A 17,826-nucleotide genomic window follows, 5' to 3' on the forward strand; every position below is an offset into this window, starting at 1 on the left:
GCCTCCGGCCGCCGGCCACGCCGCCTCCGGCCGCCGGCCACGCCGCCTCCGGCCGCCGGCCACGCCGCCTCCGGCCGCCGGCCACGCCGCCTCCGGCCGCCGGCCACGCCGCCTCCGGTCGCCGGACACCCCGCCTCCGGTCGCCGGCCACGCCGCCTCCGGCCGCCGGACACGGGCCGGCCGGCGGCCCCGCGTGCCCCCGCGAGTGAAGATCGGTCCGTTCGTCCGGATCGAGTAGGCTTCCCCGGCGTGTCCCGGACGCGGGCCCCGGGGGCGGTGCGGCCGGTACGGACACCGCATGACCAGCACCACCGACGGGGAGGAAGCGGAGTTGCACATCGAGCAGTGGCTGGAGACGGTGCCTGCCGTCAGCGTCTACCTGATCGTGGGCGTGGTGATCGGCCTGGAGAGCCTCGGGATCCCGCTGCCCGGCGAGATCATCCTGGTCACCGCCTCGCTGCTGGCCGCCTCGCAGGACCACATCGATCCGTACATCCTCGGCGGCGCGGCGATCGCCGGCGCGGTGATCGGCGACTCCATCGGCTATCTCATCGGCCGCCGCGGCGGGCAGTCGCTGCTCGCCTGGCTGGGGCGGAAGTTCCCCCGGCACTTCAGCGCCGAGCACGTGGCCAGCGCCGAACGCTCCTTCCACAAGTGGGGCATGTGGGCGGTCTTCTTCGGCCGCTTCGTCGCCCTGCTGCGGATCTTCGCCGGTCCGCTGGCCGGCGTGCTGCGCATGCCCTACTGGAAGTTCGCCATCGCCAACGTGCTCGGCGGAATCGTGTGGGCGGGCGGCACCGTCGCGGTCATCTACTCCGTCGGGAAGGTGGCCGAGGACTGGCTGAAGCGGTTCTCCTGGCTCGGCCTGGTGGCCGCGGTCCTCTTCGGGCTCGGGTCGCTGCTGATGATGAAGCGGCGGGCCAGGAAGGCCGCCGCCGAACGGCCGGAGACGGCAGCCACCGTGCCGGCCGAGGCCGGGGAGCCGGTGCCGGTCGCGGCCATGGACTGACGCCGTCGTCCCGGAGCCCGGTGGCACCGGGCTCCGGCCGTGACGGAACCGACAGCGAGGAACAGGGGAGCGGGATGGCACAGCAGGCTCTGATCTCGGCGGTGGGCGGCAAGAAGCCGGAGATCGCCGCCGAGGCGTTCACCGCCCCCACGTCCGTGGTCCTCGGCGAGGTCACGCTGGCCGCCGGGGCGAGCGTGTGGTACCACGCGGTGCTGCGCGCCGACTGCGGCCCGATCGTGGTGGGGGCGGGCAGCAACATCCAGGACAACTGCACCGTGCACGTCGACCCCGGGCACCCGGTCACGGTGGGCGAACGCGTCACGGTCGGGCACAACGCGGTGCTGCACGGCTGCACCGTCGAGGACGACGTGCTGATCGGCATGGGCGCCACCGTCCTCAACGGGGCGCACATCGGGGCGGGCTCGCTCGTCGCGGCCCAGGCACTGGTCCCGCAGGGGATGCGGGTGCCTCCCGGTTCGCTCGTCGCCGGGGTGCCCGCCAAGGTCCGGCGGGAGCTCACCCAGGAGGAGCGCGAGATCATCTCGCTCAACGCCGAGATGTACCTGGGCCTGGCGGCCGACCACCGCGCCGCGCACCAGGAGGACTGACAGCCCGGCCGCCCGGCCGCTCCCGGGGCCCGGCACGGCCGGATACGGAGCCGTCCGGGCGGCCGGATACGGTGTGCGGGTGCTCCAGAACCAGAACGTGTTCTCATCGCTCGCCGCGGCGCGCCGCCGGGCCGTCTCCCGTGCCGTGCATCGCGGATGGCGCTGGCTGCGGGAGACCGGGGCGGTCACCGCCGAGCGCCCCGGGCCGTACCGCTTCCGCAGGATCGGCACCGGCACCCGGCTCGCCTTCCCGCTCGGCACGGTGTTCGGCGAGCCGTGGATCGAACTGGGCGAGCACTGCATCATCGGCGAGCAGGTCACCCTCACCGCGGGCATGATGCCCGGCCTCGACCTCGGGCCGGAACCGGTCATCCGGCTGGGCGACGGCGTCGTCCTGGGGCGCGGCAGCCATGTCGTCGCCTCCCGTCCGGTGGTGATCGAACGCGAGGTGTTCTGCGGCCCGTACGTCTACGTGACCTCCGACAACCACTCCTACGACGACCCCGGCCAGCCGGTCGGCAAGCAGTGGCCGCGCAGCGCCCCGGTGACCATCGGCGCGGGGAGCTGGCTGGGCGCGGGGGCCGTCATCCTGCCGGGCGCGCGACTGGGCCGGAACGTCGTGGTGGCGGCCGGCGCGGTGGTCCGGGGCGAGGTGCCGGACCACGCGGTCGTGGCGGGCGCACCGGCCAAGGTGGTGCGCCGCTGGGACGAGGTGGCCGGCTGGCAGCCGCCGCTGCGCACCCCGGCTCCGGTGCCGATCCCCGAGGGCGTCACCCCCGAGCAGCTGCTCGCGCTGGGCGACCTGCCGGAGCCGGACGGTCCGGACGCCGGCGACCCGGACGGGAGGACCGCGCCGCTGAGCGGGTGAGCCCGGCCGGTGGCCGGCCCCGGTCCGCCGCACCCGCCGCCGGACCGCCTGCCGCCGCCGCGTGCCCCGGACGGCGGGCGGCGTTGTGTCCCGGCGCACCGGCACGGCCGGCAGCCGGACCGTGCCGCGGCCGGCCGGAGCCCGCGCCGGAACCTCGGCGCACTTCGGGGCCGGCGTCCCGGCCCACCGGCGCGGCGCGTTTCGGGGCGGGCGTCCCGCAGCCCACCGCGACGAGGGCGGCCGCACCGGCCGAGCCGACGACGGCCGCCGTGCCGCCCGCCCGCTGAGACGGCCCCGCCCGCCCCGGGCGGGGCTGTTAGGTTGACCGCCATGCGAACGCCGATGGATGCCTTCGACGACGTCCGGCCGGCCGTCGAAGCCCTGGAGCTGCTCCGCGAGCCGGTCGCCGCCGTCCTGCGCGACGGGCGCGGCGGCTTCCCCGTGGAGCAGGTGCTGTACGTCGACACCGACCCCGACAAGGCCGACACCGCCGTCCTGGTGGAGAACTACGGGCCCTGGCTGCTGGAGCAGTCCGCGAACTGCGTGGTGGTCGCCGGCAAGCGCGGCGGCGAGGTCTCGCTCGCCGCCTGCCTGGTGCCGGCGCCCACCCGGGTCGACGTCAACGGGACGGTGCGCCGCCGGCTCGGGGCCCGCAAGGCCTCGTTCGCGCCGATGGAGACGGCGACCGGGGAGACCGGGATGGAGTTCGGCGGCATCACCCCCATCGGCCTGCCCGGTGACTGGGCGCTCCTGGTGGACGCCGCCGTCATCGACATGCCGTACGTCCTGATCGGCAGCGGCGGGCGCCGCGGCAAGCTGATCGTGCCGGGCAAGGCGCTGGGCGAGCTGCCGGGGGCCACCGTGCTGGAGGGGCTGGGCGGCTGACCTCCGCCGCCGGTGCCGGGGCCGCCCGGCACCGCCGGCACCACCCACCCGGCGCGCCACGCCGCACCGTCTGCCGGTGCCGGGGCCGACGCTGCGGAGGCCCGGCTTCGTCCCCGGCCGGCGCCGAGCAGACCGGTCCTACCGCGGCGGGCCCGGCCGCTTCGCCCCGGGACCCGGCGCCGGGCGGCCGCGCCGCGACAGGTCCAGGGACAGCGGGATGGAGTGCTCGGTGAAACCGAGCCGGCGGTACATCCCCTCGGCTTCCTCGGTGGCGTGCAGATCGACCCGGGTGACGCCCTCCGCCGCGAACCGGTCGAGCAGCGCCTCGGTCGCGGCGCGTGCGAGCCCTCGCCGGCGGTACCGCGGGTCGGTGCACACGCTGAAGACGAAGCCGAACCGCCCGGTGGGATGTCCCGGCGCGGGCAGCCGCGCCTCCACCCGGCCGACCGCGCAGGCGGCCAGGTGCGGGCCGCCGTCCGCGGGGTCGCCGTCCACCACGGCGCCCAGCAGCGCCGGCGGACGGTCCGCCAGCTGCCGTTCGGCGATGGCCCGCGCTTCCCGCTCCCACGCCCCCGGCTCGGCACGTCCGTTCATCGCCTCGAACATCAGGCGGCGCAGCCGGACCAGTTCGGCGGCGTCGGAGGGGAGGGCGGCGCGTATCGTGATCATGATGAAGAGACGCTACACCCCGGCTTCCGGCCGGTCCGGGGCCGGCGGCGGGGCGACCGTCCCTACCGCCCCAGGGAGTTGTACTCGATCGCCGGGCAGCGGTCCATGACCATGTCCAGCCCCGCCTCCCGGGTGCGGTGCCAGGCGTCCTCGTCGACGACGCCCAGCTGGAACCACACCGCCTTGGCGCCGATGGCCACCGCCTCGTCGGCGACCTGCCCGGCGAGTGCGGAGTTGACGAAGACGTCGACCACGTCGACGGGGAAGGGGATGGCGTCCAGCGTGGGGTAACCCGGCTCGCCGTGCACCGTCTCGGCCTTGGGGTGCACCGGCACCACCCGCTTGCCGTGCCGGCGCAGCACCTCGGCGACACCGTAGGCGGCGCGCTGCCGGTTGCCGGAGAGCCCGACGACCGCCCAGGTGTCGCCGGTCTCCTCGAGGATCCTGCGGATCGTCCGCGCGTCTGCGTACATGACCGGCTCAACCAGCGGCCGGCCCGGGGCATTCCCGCCCGTGGCGGCCGGGGAGCCGGGCGCGGTCGGTGCCGGCCGGCCACCGGGGCGAGCGGCCGGCACCGGTGCCGGACCGCATAGGGTGGCCTGATGCAGGAGCGCTACCGGACCGTCGCACGCGAGGACGAGCACGAGATCGAGATCAACAGGTCGCGCTTCATCTGCGCGCTCGCGCCCGCCGCGACCGAACGCGAGGCGCAGGAGTTCCTGCAGCGGGTGCGGGACCGGCACCCCACCGCCACCCACAACTGCTTCGCCTACGTCATCGGCGCGGACGGCGCGGTGCAGAAGGCCGGGGACGACGGTGAGCCCGGCGGCACCGCCGGGGTGCCCATGCTGCAGATGCTGCTCCGGCGGGACATGCGGTACGTGGTGGCCGTGGTCACCCGCTACTACGGCGGGGTGAAGCTCGGGGCGGGCGGACTGATCCGCGCGTACGGCGGGGCGGTCGGCGAGGCGCTGGACACCGTGGGGACCGTCGTCCGGCAGCGCTTCCGGCTGGCCACCGTCACCGTGGACCACCAGCGGGCCGGGAAGCTGGAGAACGACCTGCGGGCCACCGGGCGGGCCGTGCGCGAGGTGCGCTACGCGGAGGCGGTCACCATCGAGGTCGGACTGCCGGAGGCGGAGGTGGACGCGTTCCGGGGCTGGCTGGCGGACGTCACGGCGGGCACCGCGGCACTGCGGCTCGGCGGCGAGGCGTACGGCGACGCCTGACCCGCCGGACTCCGATCACCGGGATGCCGCGGCCAGCTCGCTCAGTCGTGCCAGGTCGTCGCGGACCGATTCCCGCTCCTCGGCGGTGAGGTCGACGGCGCCGGCCCGGGCCAGGGCGGACGCGGCGGCCCGCTCGTCGCCGAGCCGTCCGGCGACGTCCGCGCGCAGCACCAGGAGCCGCAGCAGCTGCACGGGCGTGGGCCGGCCGTCGCCGGTCAGCGCCCGGTCGATGACGGCGGCGGCCGCCGCCGGGTCCTCCCTGGAGTCGGCCAGCAGCGACGCGTGGTGCAGGGCCCGGGCGAAGGGCTCCCGCGGGGCGGGCCGGTGGTGGTGCGCCTCGCTCACCGGTTGGCCGACGCGGAGGCAGTTGCCGCCCGGATCGGTGACCAGGAACTGCCGCATGCCGTACGAGGTGTCCCGCAGTGCGCCGATCCGCGGCAACCCGCTGGTGGGCACCCTGCCGTAGGTCTCCTTGAGGCCGGCCCGGAAGGCGCGGTGCAGGCCGTCGACGTCGTCGGTCCCGATGTAGCAGGTGCTGTACGAACCGGCGGGGTCGTAGTGCTTCATGCCGAAGAACTGGAGCTGGATACCGCCGCGCTGGACCACCGCGTACGGATTGGGGCTCCGCTGCTGGAAGGTCACCGCGAATCCGAGCGCGGTGTAGAAGTCGAGGACGGGCGGCAGCGTCCGGCACGGCAGGATCGGAATGGTCGTCTCTCCCATGCCCACAGTCTAGTCAAACTTGATTAGTCTGTCCGGGAAATGGCCGCCCCGAACGGGACGGCCTTCCCAGGACAAGCCTCCGGCCGCGTGACCCGCGGTCAGCCCGCGCCGCGGGCGAACACCGCGTCGAGTTCGGCCAGCAGCGGCTTCGGGTCCAGGGAGAAGTACATGTGGTCCCCGGGCATCTCGATCACTTCGGTGGACGACGCGCCGACCTTCGACCACAGCGCCGCGTCCTGCCGGGACACCAACTGGTCGTCCGCCCCGCGCAGTACGGTCACCGGGAACGGCAGCGGGTCGGTGGACCCCGGGGTGTACCGGTCGCTGATGCCCAGATCCGCCCGGAGCGACGGCAGCAGCAGCCCGCGCAGCTCGGCGTCGTGCAGCGCGGGGTGGTCGTGGCCCACCACCTCGCGGACCCGGGCGGCGAACCGGTCGTCGGTCAGCGTCTCGCCTCCCATGACCGGTCGCGGCAGCCAGGGCGCGGCCACCCCGCTCACCACCAGCCGCTCGGGCAGCCGCGCCCCCTCGGCGACCAGCCGCTGCGCCGTCTCGTAGGCGACGAGCGCGCCGAAACTGTGCCCGAAGAGCGCGAACGGGGCGTCCTCGGGCGTCTCCCGCACCCGGTCCAGGCACCAGTCCACCACCTCGGTCAGCGAGGTGAGCGGGTCCTGGGCGAACAGCTCCTCGCGGCCCGGCAGTTGCACCGGGACGACCTCAAGCTGCCGGAAGGGGTGGCGCTTCCACTTGCGGAACATGCTCGCCCCGGCCCCGGCGTGCGGGACGCACAGCAGTGCGACGGTCATGGGGTCCTGCCTTTCGAAGGGTCTGGGAGGGTCAACCGGCGGCACCGGCGGCACCGGCGGCACCGGCGGCACCGGCGGCACCGGCGGCACCGGCGGCACCGGCGGCACCGGCGGCACCGGCGGCACCGGCGGACGGGGCGCCGCGCGCCCCGCACGGTGCCGCCCGGCGGCGGGCCTCAGTGCGGCGCGGACCGTGCCGCGCGGGACCGGATCAGTCCGGCCATGTCCGAGAGGGTGGAGTGCAGATAGAGATCGCGCAGCGACACGTCGGCCAGTCCGCTCTCCCGCAGCTCCGTGGCGAGGCGGGCGAGCAGCAGCGAATTCCCGGCCAGTTCGAAGAAGTTGTCCTCCGGGCCGACCGGTTCCTCCAGCAGGCGCTCCCAGATCCCGGTCAGCCGCTCGGTCACCGGGTCCGCGGCCGTCCGCTCCGCGGGGGCGGCCGCCGCACGGGCGCGCGGGGCGGGCAGCGCGGCGGTGTCGACCTTGCCGTTGGCGGTGAGCGGGAACGCGTCGAGCGCGGTGACCGTGGCGGGAACCAGATAACCGGGCAGGCGCCGGGCCAGCGCGTCCCGGAGCCCCGCCGCCGTGTCCGGCCGGGCGGTCACCACATAGGCGTCCACCCGGGCGTCGGCCGGGTCGGCGGTGTCCCGCACCACCGCGACCGCGGACCGCACGTGCGGCTCCTCCAGCAGCGCCGCGCGGATCTCACCGAGCTCGATCCGGTGACCGCGGATCTTCACCTGGTCGTCGAGCCGGCCGAGGTGCTCCAGCTCGCCGTCCTCCCGCCACCGCCCGCGGTCACCACTGCGGTACAGCAGACCGCCGCCACCGCCGAGGTGGTCGGGGCGGAACCGCCGCGCGGTCAGCTCCGGCCGGTTGAGGTACCCGGCCGCCACCCCGGCCCCGCCGACGTGGATCTCACCGGGTACCCCGGCCCCGACCGGGCGGCCCCGCTCGTCCAGGACGTACAGCTCCCAGCCGGGCAGCGCGCGCCCGACCGAGCGGAGCCCTTCCCGGGCGTCGTGCGGGGTGAGGGTGCGCCGGGTGCAGTGCACCGTGGTCTCGGTGATGCCGTACATGTTCTCCACCCGGGTGCGCGGGTAGCGCTCGAACCACGGAACCAGCACCCGGGTGTCCAGCGGCTCGCCGCCGAAGACCAGCAACCGCACCCGCAGCCCGCCGGAACCGAACGCGGCGGTGCGCGGCAGCGGGGTGAAGGCCGACGGCGTCTGGTTCAGCACCGTCACCCCCTCCTCCGCCAGCAGTGCGTGGAAGGCGTGCGGATCACGGGCGGTCCAGTGCGGCACCACCACCAGCCGCCCACCGGTGAGCAGGCACCCCCAGATCTCCCACACCGAGAAGTCGAAGGCGAAGGAGTGGAAGAAGGTCCACACGTCCTCCTCCCCGAAGGCGAACTCCGCCGCCGTGGCGGCCAGCAGGGCGGCCACGTTGCGGTGCGGCACCAGCACGCCCTTGGGGCGGCCGGTCGACCCGGAGGTGTGGATCACGTACGCGATCGAGTCCGGGTCCGGGTCCGGCAGCGGGCCGGCCGGACCGGTGGCCGCGGCGGTCACCGGCACCGGTGTGACGCCCGGCAACGACGTGTCGGTGACCGCCACGTCCAGACCGGTGTCCTCCGCCACGAACGCCAGCCGTTCCGCCGGGTAGCCGGGGTCGAGCGGCACGTACGCCGCACCGGCCCTGACCACCGCCAGCAGCGCGACCACCAGGTCGATGCCGCGCTCCAGGCACACCCCGACCCGGTCGCCGGGCCGGACGCCGCGCTCCCGGAGGGCGGCGGCCAGCCCGGCCGACCGCAGGTCCAGCTCGCCGTAGCTGATCGTCCGCCCGCCGCAGGTCACGGCCGGCCGGTCGGGGGTGCGCCGGGCCTGCCGGCGGAACAGACCCGGCACGGTGGCGTCGGCGGCGGGCGGCGCCGCGGTGCCTGAGGACACGTCCGGTCCTTTCCGGCTCGGGGCGGTCACGGCGCGGCCGGGACCGGAGGGAAGGTGAGCATGGCGGTGTCCCGCTCCACCAGCGACCGGCGCTTGGCGAAGCGCAGCCGCAGGTCGCGGACGGTGCGGCGCCACGGGTTCTCCAGGTGCTGGGCGTCGCTCGCCATCCGCGAGGCCACCACCAGCTCCCGGGTCCGCTCCCGGCGCAGGTCCTCGTACCGCCGCAGGGCCCGAACGGGGTCGGCGGCCCCCTTCAGGCACTCGGCCAGCACCACGGCGTCCTCCATCGCCACCGCCGCGCCCTGCCCGAGACTGGTCAGCATCGGGTGCGCGGCGTCACCGAGCAGCGTCACCGGGCCCTCGCCCCAGCGTTCCAGGAAGGGCCGGTCCTGCGCGGGCACCGCGATGATGTCCGGCTCCGGGGTGACCCGGATGACCTCCCGCACCTCGTCGGCCCACCCGGCGTAGGTGCGCAGGATCTCGTCCTTGCCGCCGCGCCAGTCGTGCGAGGCCTCGGCGGACATGTTCCGGGTGCCCCACCAGTAGGCCCGGCCGTGGCCGATGTCGATCAGCCCGAACCGCTGGCCGCTGCCCCAGTAGTGGCCCACGTAGCCGGTGGTGAACCGCCGGTGCCGGAAGGGGACGATGCCCAGCCAGCACACGTAGCCGCCGTCGCGGGCGTCGTCCAGCCCGGCCAGCCGGCGCCGGACGGCGGAGTGGAAGCCGTCCGCGCCGATCACCACGTCCCCGGACGCCACCCGCCCGTCCGCGAACCTGACCTCGGCGCCGCCGCCGGAGATCTCGAAACCGGTGGCCACCGCGCCCAGTTCGATCCGGCAGTCACCGGCCTCGGCCAGCAGCGCCTGCTGGAGGTCGGGGCGGCTGATGCAGAAGCTGGGCGCGCCCAGGTCACGGCAGACCTCGGGGAACGGCATGGTCCTGATCAGCCGGCCCCGGCCGGTCCTGATCTGGAACAGGTCGACCTGCCGGCCGTACTTCTCCAGGTGCAGGTCGATGCCGAGACCGGCCAGCGCGGTGACCGCGTTGGTCATCACCGACAGCGCCGAGCCGGTGGCCCGCAGCTCGCCGGCCCGCTCGTACACCTCGACCTCGACACCCACCCGGCGCAGGGCGATGGCGGTGGTCAGCCCACCGATGCCCGCGCCGACGACGATCGCCTTGAGCGGCCCGCGGCTCACCGGGCACCGCCGGACGCCTCGTCGATCATCCGCATGATCTTCGCGGCCATCACCGGCACGTACGGCTCCTCCATGATCAGCAAATGGTCGCCGGGCACCTCGACCACGGTCAGTTCGCCCGTCGTACGGTCGCGCCAGCCGTTGTACGGGTCCCGGTGCAGGGTGCCCGCGGTGGTGTGCATGTCCAGCAGCACCTGGGGCAGCGGCTGCGAGGCGCGCAGCAGCGTGAAGTCCACGTCGAACGTCTGTCCGCTGTAGTCGAGCGCGGCCTGCCAGTTCGCGGCGTACACGCCGAACAGCCGCCGCACGATCGCCGCCGAGCTGCCCGGCGGCAGGACGCCCAGGTCCACGCCCCGCTGCGCGATGAACTCGAACTTCTCCGCCAGGCTGTCCAGATGCCGCGGAATGTGCGCCTCCGGCGACTCGCCACCGAGCTCCAGGAACAGCAGTTCCCAGAAGAACCAGGTCAGCAGGGCCTCGTCGTCGATGGTGGTGAGCTTCCCCGGCTCCAGCGCGACCGTGTCCAGCAGGAACACATGGGCGGTGCGCTCGCCCTGGCGCCGCAACTGCCGGGCCATCTCCAGGGCCACGAAACCACCGAAGGACCAGCCGCCCAGCGTGTACGGCCCGTGCGGCTGCACCCGGCGGATCGCCGCCAGATAGCCGGCCGCCAGCTCCTCCACCGAACGCAGCGGCTCGCTGCCCAGCTCCGTCCCGGCCGCCTGCAGCCCGTAGAACGGCTGATCGGCGGGGAGGTGCTTGGTCAGCTGCGCGAAGCACAGCACGTTGCCGCCCGCCGGGTGGACGAAGAACATCGGCGGACGTGCGCCGTCGGTGCGGAACGGCACCAGCGGGTCGAACGTGGCGCGCGCCCCGCCGGAGCGCAGCAGCTCCGCCAGCCCGCTCACGGTGGGCGTGGTCACGAACCGCGACATCGGGATGTCCACCCCGTACCGCTGCTTGATCAGCACGATCAGGCGCATCGCGGTCAGCGAGGTGCCGCCCAGGTCGAAGAAGTCGCCGTGCACCCCCACCGCGGGCAGCCGCAGCAGTTCGGCCAGGATCTCGCTGAGCGTCCGCTCGTACTCGTCGGCGGGCGCCGCCGAGGCGTCCGGCTCGTCCGTGTGCAGCGGAACCCGGCGCAGCGCCGCGTCGTCCCGCTTCCCGCTCGGGGTGAGCGGCAGCTCCGGCAGCCACTGCAGATGCGAGGGGACCATGTGCTCCGGCAGGGTGCGCCGCAGGCCCGCGCGCACCTGGTCCAGGCCGGCCGCCTCGCCGCCCGTGCGGTCGGGGACGAGGAAGGCCGCGAGGAAGGAGTCCGTCCCCTCCCGGTGGCGTGCCACCACCGCGACCTCACCGATCCCCGGGAAGCGGTCGGGGTCGCCGGTGATCGCGAGTTCCACCTCCGCGGGCTCCACCCGGAAGCCGCGCACCTTCACCTGGCTGTCGGCCCGGCCCAGGTAGAGGACGTCCCCGCCGGGCAGCACCCGGCCGAGGTCACCGGTGCGGTACAGCCGGCCGCGGCCGCCGAACGGATGCGGCCGGAACCGCTCGTCGGTCGCCTCCGGGCCCCCGAGGTACCCGTCGGCCAGGCACGCGCCCTCCAGGTGGATCTCGCCCCGGACACCCGAGGGCACCGGCCGCAGCCGCTCGTCCAGCACATGCACCGCGCAGCCCGCGATCGGCGTGCCGATCGGCGGCAGGGCGGGGAACGCGCTCGCCGGACCGGTCATGGTGAAGCTGGTGACGACGTGCGACTCGGTCGGCCCGTACTGGTTCTCCAGGACCACGCCGGGCAGCGCCGCGCACAGCCGCCGGATCTCCTCGGTGACCCGCAGCTGCTCGCCCGAGGAGACCACGATCCGCAGGTGCCCGGGCACCAGGCCGAGCGCGTCGGAGGTCTCGGCGAGCTGCTGGAGCGCCACGTAGGGCAGGAACACCCGCTCCACCCGGGCTGAGTCGAGCAGTTCGAGCAGGGCGCGCGCGTCCCGCCGCTGTTCCTCGGCGACCAGCCGCAGCACCCCGCCGGAGGTCAGCGTGGAGAAGATCTCCTGGAAGGAGACGTCGAAGCTCAGCGGCGCGAACTGCAGGGTGGTGCCGCCGGGCGCGGCACTGGCGGCGGCGTTCTGCCAGGCGATCAGGTTGGCCAGCGACCGGTGCGGCATCCGCACGCCCTTGGGCACCCCGGTGGAGCCGGAGGTGAAGAGCACATAGGCGATGTCCTCGGGGGAGATCGCCACCGGAGCCGGGTCACCGGCGTCCGGGTGGTCCGCCGCGATGACCGACTCGACCGGCAGCAGGAGGTCCGGGTCGCCGACGAGGTGGGCGTGGTCCCGGTCGGTGACGACCCGGACCGGCCGGGCCTGCTCGACCATCACGCGCAGCCGCTCCACCGGGTAGCCGGTGTCCAGCGGCACGACGGCGGCGCCGGCCCGGGCGATGCCCAGGACCACCGCGATCAGCTCCGGCGACCTGCCCAGCGCCACCGCCACCCGGTCACCGGTGGCGGTCCCCGCGGCACGCAGGTGCCCGGCGACCCGGTCGGCGGCCCGGGCCAGCTCCCGGTAGGTCCACCGGCCGCCGTCGAAGGCCACCGCGGTGGCGTCCGGCGTGCGCGCGGCCTGTTCGGTGAAGAGGGTCACCACGTCCGGCAGCGGCTCGGCCACCGGGGTCAGGACGGCGGGTTCCGGCGTCAGGAAGCCGAAGTCCACCGTCTCCCGCGGCCGGTCCGTCATCCGCCGCAGCACCCGGGCGAAGGTGTCCACGAACGACTCGGCCTGCGCGGTGGTGAAGACCGCGCCGTCGAAGTCGGCACGCAGCCGGATGCGTTCGTCCAGCGGGTCGACGTAGGCGTTGACCAGGATCTTGAAGTTGGTCTCCTCCCACGTCCGGAAGTCCAGCAGCCGCACCTCCGGGAGCCGCAGCACCGAGGCGAGCACATGGAAGTGGACGTAGTTGAAGGCCGACTCCAGGACGAACCCGGCGCCCTCGTCACTCTGCACGGCACTCAGCGGGTACCGCCGGTGCGGATGGCTCCGCTGCTCCTGGGCGAACACCGACCGCACCGCGTCCAGCCAGGTCAGACCCGTCAGGTCGGCCCGGACCGGCATGGTGTTCAGGAACAGACCGAGGATCCGCTCCGCGTCGGGGAGTTCCGGCCGGCCGTGGGTGACCAGGCCGGTGACGAAGTCGCGGGCCGAGAACCGCTGCCCCATGGTGAGGCAGTAGGCGGCGAACAGCACCGACTTCAGCGGCAGTTCGTGGTCCTGGGCGAACCGGCGGGCGGCCGCCTGCACGTCCTCGGGGAGCTCGGCGTCGTGCACCACCAGTTCCGGGCGGGCCGGCGGCCCGGCCGACCGGAAGCCGTCCAGCTGCGGCAGCGTCACCCCGTCCAGGGTCTGCCGCCAGTACGCCCGGCTGTCCGCCGAGTCCAGCGCGAGCAGTTCCTCGCGCACATGGTCGGCCGGTGACGGCAGGTCGACGTCCGGCACCGGCGGCACGTCCGCGCCGATGGCGTGCGCGTAGTCCTGGAACAGCTCGGTGATCAGGTTGGCCACGCTGCCGCCGTCCAGGATGGCGTGGTGGAAGCTGAACACCAGCTCGACGGAGTCCGGGCGGACGTAGGCGTGGAACAGGTACAGCGGGGCCTGCTCGAACGCGTACCGGACGAAGCGCCGCTCCTCGATGTGCGAGCGGATGGCCGCGGCGGCCTCGTCCGCGGGCACCGTGCGGAGGTCCACCACGTCCAGCGCGGCCGGCACCCGGTGGTGCACCAGTTGCAGCGGCTGGGAGTAGGAGGCCAGGTCGAACGAGGAACGCAGCACCGGGTGGCGCCGGACCAGCGCGGCGAACGCGGCCCGGAACTCGGCCTCGTGCCAGGCGGTGCCGACGGAGTACCGGAAGACGTCGTTGTAGACGGCGGAGTCCTCGTGCCTGCGGCTGTGGTAGAGCAGCCCCAGCTGCACCCGGGTCAGCGGGAAGGCGTCCGCGAAGGCCGTGAGCCGTCCGCGGTCCACCGCCGGCACCAGCTCGAACGGCGCCACGGCGGTCGCCGCCGACCCGTGCCCGGCGTCCACGACCGCGCGCGCGGCCAGCCCCGCCACCGTGGGGGCCTTGATCAGGTCGGTGACCGAGAAGTGGATGCCCCGCCGCTCGCCCCCGGCCCGGATCCGCAGCATCGTGATCGAGTCGCCGCCGAGGACGAAGTAGTTGTCGTGGATGCCCACCGAGGGGACCTCCAGCACCTCCGCCCAGACCGCGGCCAGTCCGGCCTCCACCTCGTTGCGCGGGCTGCCGTCCCCGGGCTCCGGCGCGGCAGCGGTGGGGTCCGGTCCGCCGGCCGGGCCGGCGGACCGTCCGGCGGGCGCGCCGGCCGGACCGGGCAGCGCGGTGACCGGGCTGTCCGGCGCTTCCGCGCCCTGCCGGACCAGTGACCGCACCGCCTCCACGAGCGCGGAGACCGGGAGGTCCGCGTCGAAGACGTCCTCGGCGTAGACCAGGTCGACCCGCAACCCCGCGGCGCCCCCGTAGCCGTGGATGCTGACCGCCAGCACGTTCGCTTCGAGCAGTTCCTGCACCATGTCGGTGCGCACCGCCAGGCCCGGCAGGTCCGGCGGGCCGGGGAAGTGCAGATAGCTGATCGTCACGTCGAACAGCTGCCCGGCGCCCGCCGCGGACCGCTCGCGGAGCACGTCCGCCAGCGGGATCCGCTGGTGCTCCTGGAGTCCGCGGACCGAGGCCCGCACCTGCTTGGTGAGCCCGGACATCGAGGGGTTGCCGTCGGTCCTGACCCGCAGCGGGAGCATGTTGGTGAACGGGCCGACCACCCGGCGCTCCTCGGCCGAGTGCCGGTTCAGCAGCGGGACGCCGAGCATCACGTCGTCTGCCTGGTGCAGGCGTGCCAGGCAGGCGCCGAACGCCGCGACGATCACGGAGAACGGCGAGTGCCCGGCGGCCAGGACCCGCTCGACCAGCTCGCCGTCGACGTCGAAGGAGGTCCGCCGGCCGCGGCGCGGGCCGGACGGGGCCCGGCGGGCGAACAGCCGGGGTTCGGCGCCGGCCAGGGCGGTCTCCCAGAACTCGCGGTCGCGCGGATACGACGGCGACGCGCGGTAGCCGGCGTCCGCGTCGGCGAAGTCCAGGAACGACGGCGCCGCGGGCGCCGCGGCCGGCTCACCGCGGACCGCCTCCGCGTAGCGGGTGAGCAGCTGCTGCCGGAACTCGCTCAGCGACCAGCCGTCGGCGACCAGGTGGTGCACGGTCAGCTGGAAGTGCACCACGGTGTCGCTCGCCCGCAGCAGCGCCGCCCGGTACAGCCGTCCGCCCAGCACCGGCAGCCGGACCGACCTGCTGTGGTCGGCCCAGGACAGACAGGCCGCCTCCGGGTCGGCCGCGGAGCGCAGATCCACCACCGACAGCTGCGGCTCCTCCGGCTCCAGCCACTGGTAGGGGCGGCCGTCGGTGCTCCCGAAACGGATCCGCAGCGCGTCGTTGGCCGCCAGGACGTGCCGGACCGCGGCCGTCAGCACATCGAGGTCGACGGGCCCGGAGAACCGTTCCCGCAGCACGATCGAGAACTGCGGTGAGTCCGGGGACAGGGTGTCCGAGAACCATATGTCCCGTTGGTAGGCCGTGAGCGGGAGCCGTGCGCGAACCGTCATGGACACTTCCTCAGCTGTGTCGGACGAGGGGTGTGCCTCGTCGCGCGTATCGCGAGGGCCGGGTCTCCGGCTCGAGGCGCAGGGTGCTCCTGCGGCCCGTGTCCATACACCGTTCTCCCCCCTCGTCCGGTGACACTCCGCCCGCGTCGCCGCGCCCGCGCGGTGGCGCGGCACCCGGCGAATGGATCTTCACGAGCACAGAGAACCAAGAAAGGGCACGGATGTTCCCATGGTCATCCGATGGTCGACCGATTGGCCGAAAGAGCGCGCAGCGCTGTCCGTAAATGATCTCTCCAGCGGCCTTGTGGCGGCTGAGGTCCCCAGGTATCCGCTGGCCGGGGCGGTGGGCCGGAGCGCGCGGCGGTGCGCCGGCGGCAAGGCCGCCGACGCACCGTCATGTCCGGATCGCGCTACGCTCCGTCGGCCGCCGCCCGGAGCGCGGCCAGGTCGATCTTCTTCTGCCCGAGCATCGCCCGCATGGCTCGGGTGGCCCGCTCCTGGTCGGGATCGGCGAGCAGCTCGTCGGCCTGGGTCGGCCACACCTGCCAGGACAGCCCGAACTTGTCCCGCAGCCAGCCGCACTGCACCTCCCGGCCACCGTCCGCGGTGAGCTTCTCCCAGTAGTAGTCGACCTCCTCCTGGCCGTCGCAGTTGATCAGGAACGAGACCGCCTCGTCGAAGGTGAACTCGGGGCCGCCGTCGATGGCGGTGTACGCCTGGCCGTCGAGTGAGAAGTCCACCGTCATCACCGAGCCGGGCTCCCGGGGGCCGGCCTCCCCGTAGTACGTGATGCCGGTGATCTCCGAGTTCGGGAACACCGAGCAGTAGAACTCGGCCGCCTCCTTGCTCTGCGAGTCGAACCAGAGATTCGGGGTGATCCTGGGCATGAGCGCCTCCTGACGTGACCGGGCCATCGGTTTCCTCACCAGTACTGACCGGACCGGCCCGGGAAACTCATCGGCACGCCGGCGACAGGGTGACGCGGCGCGCGGCGGCACCCGCCCGGACGCCCGGCGGGCGGGGGCCGCGGGGTCCGGGCCGGGTGCACCGCATGCCGACTACCCTTGCCGCATGACGATGCGCAAGGGCGTCCCGGTGAGTGTGGACGCGATGATCGAGGACCTGAGGACACTCGTCGAGACCGAGTCCCCCTCGCGCGACCTCGACGCCCTGGCGGCATCGGCCAAGGCTGTCGCCGCCGTCATCGAGAGCCGCCTCGGCGGGCGGGCCGACCTGCTGCCGAGCGCGGGCGGGCCGCACGTCCACTGGTCGGCGGGCGGCGACCCGCGGGTGCTGATCCTCGGCCACCACGACACCGTCTTCCCGCTCGGCACCCTGGAACGCCGCCCGTTCCGGGTCGCGGACGGTCGGGCCACCGGCCCCGGGGTCTTCGACATGCTCGGCGGCCTGGTGCAGGCCGTCCACGGCCTGGCGGCGCTCGACGACCGCTCCGGGGTGGAGATCCTGGTGACCGCCGACGAAGAGGTCGGCTCGCACTCCTCGCGAGCCCTCATCGAGGAACGGGCCCGGGCCTGCGGCGCGGTGCTGGTGGTCGAGGGCGCCGCCGACGGCGGCGGCCTGAAGACCGGACGCAAGGGCTGCGGCACCTTCCGGGTCTCGGTCAAGGGCCGGGCCTCGCACGCCGGACTGGAGCCGGCGGCCGGGGTGAACGCCCTGGTCGAAGCGGCGCACCAGGTACTGCACATCGCCGCGCTCGGCCGGCCCGAGGCGGGTACGACGGTCACCCCGACCGTCGCGTCCGCCGGGACCCTGGACAACGTCGTGCCGGCGGAGGCGACCGTCGTCGTCGACGTCCGGGTGGAGACGGCCGGCGAGCAGCAGCGGGTCGAAGCAGCCTTCGCGGCGCTCACTCCGCACCTCGACGGGGCGGAGATCACGGTCCGCGGCGGCATCGGCCGGCCGCCGATGCCCGAGTCGGCGTCGGCCGGACTGTTCGCGATGGCCCGTCGGCTGCGCCCGGGCATCGACGGCGCGTCGGTCGGCGGCGGCAGCGACGGCAACTTCACCGCCGCGCTGGGCGTGCCGACCCTGGACGGCCTCGGAGCGGTCGGGGGCGGCGCGCACGCCGACCACGAGTACCTGCTGGTCGACGCCATGGCCGAGCGGGCGGACCTGGTCGCCGGGCTGGTGGACGCGATCCGGCACGGGTGAGCGGCCCCCCTGGCCGGCGGAGGGGAAGGCCGCGCGGGGCCGG

14 protein-coding genes are annotated in these 17,826 nt (G+C 74.6%); 6 read left to right on the plus strand and 8 right to left on the minus strand.

All coding sequences use genetic code 11. The features are described 5' to 3' along the window. Window positions 1–331 precede the first annotated feature (331 nt). From ACH4B3_RS25155 to ACH4B3_RS25170, 4 genes are all read left to right on the plus strand, one after another. Window positions 332–1,009 carry a DedA family protein gene (locus ACH4B3_RS25155; RefSeq protein ID WP_398466476.1) on the plus strand — a complete coding sequence of 226 codons (678 nt, stop codon included), beginning with the start codon at window positions 332–334 and terminating at the stop codon, window positions 1,007–1,009. A gap of 74 nt (window positions 1,010–1,083) precedes the next feature. Beyond that, complete coding sequence (locus tag ACH4B3_RS25160) at window positions 1,084–1,617, plus strand: gamma carbonic anhydrase family protein (protein WP_398466288.1); 534 nt, start codon at window positions 1,084–1,086, stop codon at window positions 1,615–1,617. 73 nt (window positions 1,618–1,690) lie between these two features. Beyond that, window positions 1,691–2,485 (plus strand): acyltransferase, encoded by a 795-nt coding sequence (locus tag ACH4B3_RS25165; RefSeq protein WP_398466290.1) that lies wholly within the window; start codon window positions 1,691–1,693, stop codon window positions 2,483–2,485. A gap of 330 nt (window positions 2,486–2,815) precedes the next feature. After that, complete coding sequence (locus ACH4B3_RS25170; RefSeq protein WP_398466292.1) at window positions 2,816–3,370, plus strand: YbaK/EbsC family protein; 555 nt, start codon at window positions 2,816–2,818, stop codon at window positions 3,368–3,370. Between the two features lie 138 nt (window positions 3,371–3,508). Here the strand turns inward: ACH4B3_RS25170 and ACH4B3_RS25175 are convergent, their stop codons facing one another. Next, window positions 3,509–4,039, minus strand: a complete 531-nt coding sequence (locus tag ACH4B3_RS25175) for a GNAT family N-acetyltransferase (protein WP_398466293.1) — start codon at window positions 4,037–4,039, stop codon at window positions 3,509–3,511. Between the two features lie 62 nt (window positions 4,040–4,101). Next, window positions 4,102–4,512 carry a CoA-binding protein gene (locus ACH4B3_RS25180; protein ID WP_398466294.1) on the minus strand — a complete coding sequence of 137 codons (411 nt, stop codon included), beginning with the start codon at window positions 4,510–4,512 and terminating at the stop codon, window positions 4,102–4,104. Between the two features lie 129 nt (window positions 4,513–4,641). Between ACH4B3_RS25180 and ACH4B3_RS25185 the strand changes: the two genes are divergently transcribed. Beyond that, window positions 4,642–5,268: a YigZ family protein gene (locus ACH4B3_RS25185; RefSeq protein ID WP_398466295.1), complete on the plus strand. Its 627-nt coding sequence runs from the start codon at window positions 4,642–4,644 to the stop codon at window positions 5,266–5,268. A 15-nt stretch (window positions 5,269–5,283) separates the two neighbouring features. Here the strand turns inward: ACH4B3_RS25185 and ACH4B3_RS25190 are convergent, their stop codons facing one another. From ACH4B3_RS25190 to ACH4B3_RS25215, 6 genes are all read right to left on the minus strand, one after another. Continuing rightward, entirely contained in the window at window positions 5,284–5,991 is a 708-nt protein-coding gene (locus ACH4B3_RS25190; RefSeq protein ID WP_398466297.1) for a bleomycin resistance protein, read from the minus strand. Between the two features lie 98 nt (window positions 5,992–6,089). Continuing rightward, entirely contained in the window at window positions 6,090–6,797 is a 708-nt protein-coding gene (locus ACH4B3_RS25195; RefSeq protein ID WP_398466299.1) for a thioesterase II family protein, read from the minus strand. Window positions 6,798–6,973: 176 nt separating this feature from the next. Then, window positions 6,974–8,752, minus strand: coding sequence for an amino acid adenylation domain-containing protein (locus ACH4B3_RS25200; RefSeq protein ID WP_398466301.1), 1,779 nt, complete (start codon window positions 8,750–8,752; stop codon window positions 6,974–6,976). 26 nt (window positions 8,753–8,778) lie between these two features. Next, window positions 8,779–9,951: an FAD-dependent monooxygenase gene (locus tag ACH4B3_RS25205; protein ID WP_398466303.1), complete on the minus strand. Its 1,173-nt coding sequence runs from the start codon at window positions 9,949–9,951 to the stop codon at window positions 8,779–8,781. After that, window positions 9,948–15,611, minus strand: a complete 5,664-nt coding sequence (locus ACH4B3_RS25210; protein ID WP_398466305.1) for an amino acid adenylation domain-containing protein — start codon at window positions 15,609–15,611, stop codon at window positions 9,948–9,950. The genes ACH4B3_RS25205 and ACH4B3_RS25210 overlap by 4 nt, the downstream gene beginning before the upstream one ends. A gap of 410 nt (window positions 15,612–16,021) precedes the next feature. Beyond that, on the minus strand, window positions 16,022–16,498 hold the full coding sequence (locus ACH4B3_RS25215; protein ID WP_398466307.1) for a VOC family protein: 477 nt from the start codon (window positions 16,496–16,498) through the stop codon (window positions 16,022–16,024). Between the two features lie 184 nt (window positions 16,499–16,682). On the opposite strand from ACH4B3_RS25215, the gene ACH4B3_RS25220 reads away from it, so the two are divergent. Next, window positions 16,683–17,783 (plus strand): M20 family metallopeptidase, encoded by a 1,101-nt coding sequence (locus tag ACH4B3_RS25220; protein WP_398466309.1) that lies wholly within the window; start codon window positions 16,683–16,685, stop codon window positions 17,781–17,783. The last annotated feature ends 43 nt before the right edge of the window (window positions 17,784–17,826 follow it).

It is taken from the genome of Streptomyces sp. NPDC018031 (genome assembly GCF_044327625.1).
Lineage (GTDB): Bacteria > Actinomycetota > Actinomycetes > Streptomycetales > Streptomycetaceae > Streptomyces.

Bases quoted from the DNA above. Each gene is read 5' to 3' on its own strand.
- ACH4B3_RS25160 (WP_398466288.1), top strand. From the start codon at position 1,084: ATGGCACAGCAGGCTCTGATCTCGGCGGTGGGCGGCAAGAAGCCGGAG.
- ACH4B3_RS25170 (WP_398466292.1), top strand. From the start codon at position 2,816: ATGCGAACGCCGATGGATGCCTTCGACGACGTCCGGCCGGCCGTCGAA.
- ACH4B3_RS25175 (WP_398466293.1), bottom strand. From the start codon at position 4,039: ATGATCACGATACGCGCCGCCCTCCCCTCCGACGCCGCCGAACTGGTC.
- ACH4B3_RS25180 (WP_398466294.1), bottom strand. From the start codon at position 4,512: ATGTACGCAGACGCGCGGACGATCCGCAGGATCCTCGAGGAGACCGGC.
- ACH4B3_RS25185 (WP_398466295.1), top strand. From the start codon at position 4,642: ATGCAGGAGCGCTACCGGACCGTCGCACGCGAGGACGAGCACGAGATC.
- ACH4B3_RS25190 (WP_398466297.1), bottom strand. From the start codon at position 5,991: ATGGGAGAGACGACCATTCCGATCCTGCCGTGCCGGACGCTGCCGCCC.
- ACH4B3_RS25195 (WP_398466299.1), bottom strand. From the start codon at position 6,797: ATGACCGTCGCACTGCTGTGCGTCCCGCACGCCGGGGCCGGGGCGAGC.
- ACH4B3_RS25210 (WP_398466305.1), bottom strand. From the start codon at position 15,611: ATGACGGTTCGCGCACGGCTCCCGCTCACGGCCTACCAACGGGACATA.
- ACH4B3_RS25215 (WP_398466307.1), bottom strand. From the start codon at position 16,498: ATGCCCAGGATCACCCCGAATCTCTGGTTCGACTCGCAGAGCAAGGAG.
- ACH4B3_RS25220 (WP_398466309.1), top strand. From the start codon at position 16,683: ATGACGATGCGCAAGGGCGTCCCGGTGAGTGTGGACGCGATGATCGAG.